The organism is Streptomyces lanatus, from assembly GCF_014655715.1.
Taxonomy (GTDB): domain Bacteria; phylum Actinomycetota; class Actinomycetes; order Streptomycetales; family Streptomycetaceae; genus Streptomyces; species Streptomyces lanatus.
Window position 1 is genome coordinate 1 of sequence record NZ_BNBM01000043.1, and the last position, 921, is coordinate 921.

Sequence of the window (921 nt, forward strand, 5' to 3'; positions counted from 1 at the left end):
GGCCGGGGCGGCGGGGGCAGCCGGAGCCGCGGGGGCGGCCGGGGCGGCGGGAGCCGGGGCCGGAGCCGCCGGGGCCGGGGCGGCCGCCGGAGCGGCACCCGCGACGCCGATGACGGCCAGCTTGGCGCCGACCTCGGCCGTCTCGTCCTCGCCGACCACGATCTCAAGCAGGGTGCCGGACGTGGGGGCGGGGATCTCGGTGTCGACCTTGTCCGTCGACACCTCCAGCAGCGGCTCGTCGGCCTCGACGCTGTCGCCGACCGACTTCAGCCAGCGGGTGACGGTGCCCTCGGTGACGGACTCACCGAGCGCGGGCAGGACCACGTCGGTGCCGGACGCGCCACCCGCCGGAGCGGCGGGGGCAGCGGCGGCGGGCGCGGGGGCCGCCGGGGCCTCGGCGACCGGCGCCGGGGCGGGCTCGGCGGCCGGGGCCGGAGCCTCGGCAGCGGCGGGGGCGGGCGCGGCAGCGGGGGCGCCGGTGCCGTCGTCGATCACGGCCAGCTCGGCGCCGACCTCGACCGTCTCGTCCTCGGCGACCTTGATGGAGGCCAGGACGCCGGCGGCGGGGGAGGGGATCTCGGTGTCGACCTTGTCGGTCGACACCTCGAGCAGGGGCTCGTCGGCCTCGACGCGCTCACCCTCGGCCTTCAGCCAGCGGGTGACAGTGCCCTCGGTGACGCTCTCGCCGAGCGCCGGAAGGGTTACGGAAACCGCCATGGTTTCGGTTGCTCCTAACGAATTGCGGAAGTCTGTGTCGTCGCTTCGTCGACCGAGGGTCAGTCGTGCGAGTGGAGCGGCTTGCCGGCCAGGGCCAGGTGGGCCTCGCCGAGCGCCTCGTTCTGCGTCGGGTGGGCGTGGATGAGCTGGGCGACCTCGGCCGGCAGCGCCTCCCAGTTGTAGATCAGCTGGGCCTCGCCGACC

At 76.3% G+C, this 921-nt stretch carries 1 protein-coding gene and 1 pseudogene; both read right to left on the reverse strand.

Going from position 1 to position 921, the window contains the following annotated elements; translation table 11 throughout:
- Positions 1 to 717, reverse strand: a 717-nt coding sequence (locus tag IE325_RS45825) for a biotin/lipoyl-containing protein (protein ID WP_308437730.1), incomplete at its 3' end; no start/stop codon positions are given.
- 59 nt (positions 718 to 776) lie between these two features.
- Positions 777 to 921 (reverse strand): annotated as a pseudogene (locus IE325_RS45830) (dihydrolipoyl dehydrogenase); the annotation flags it as partial.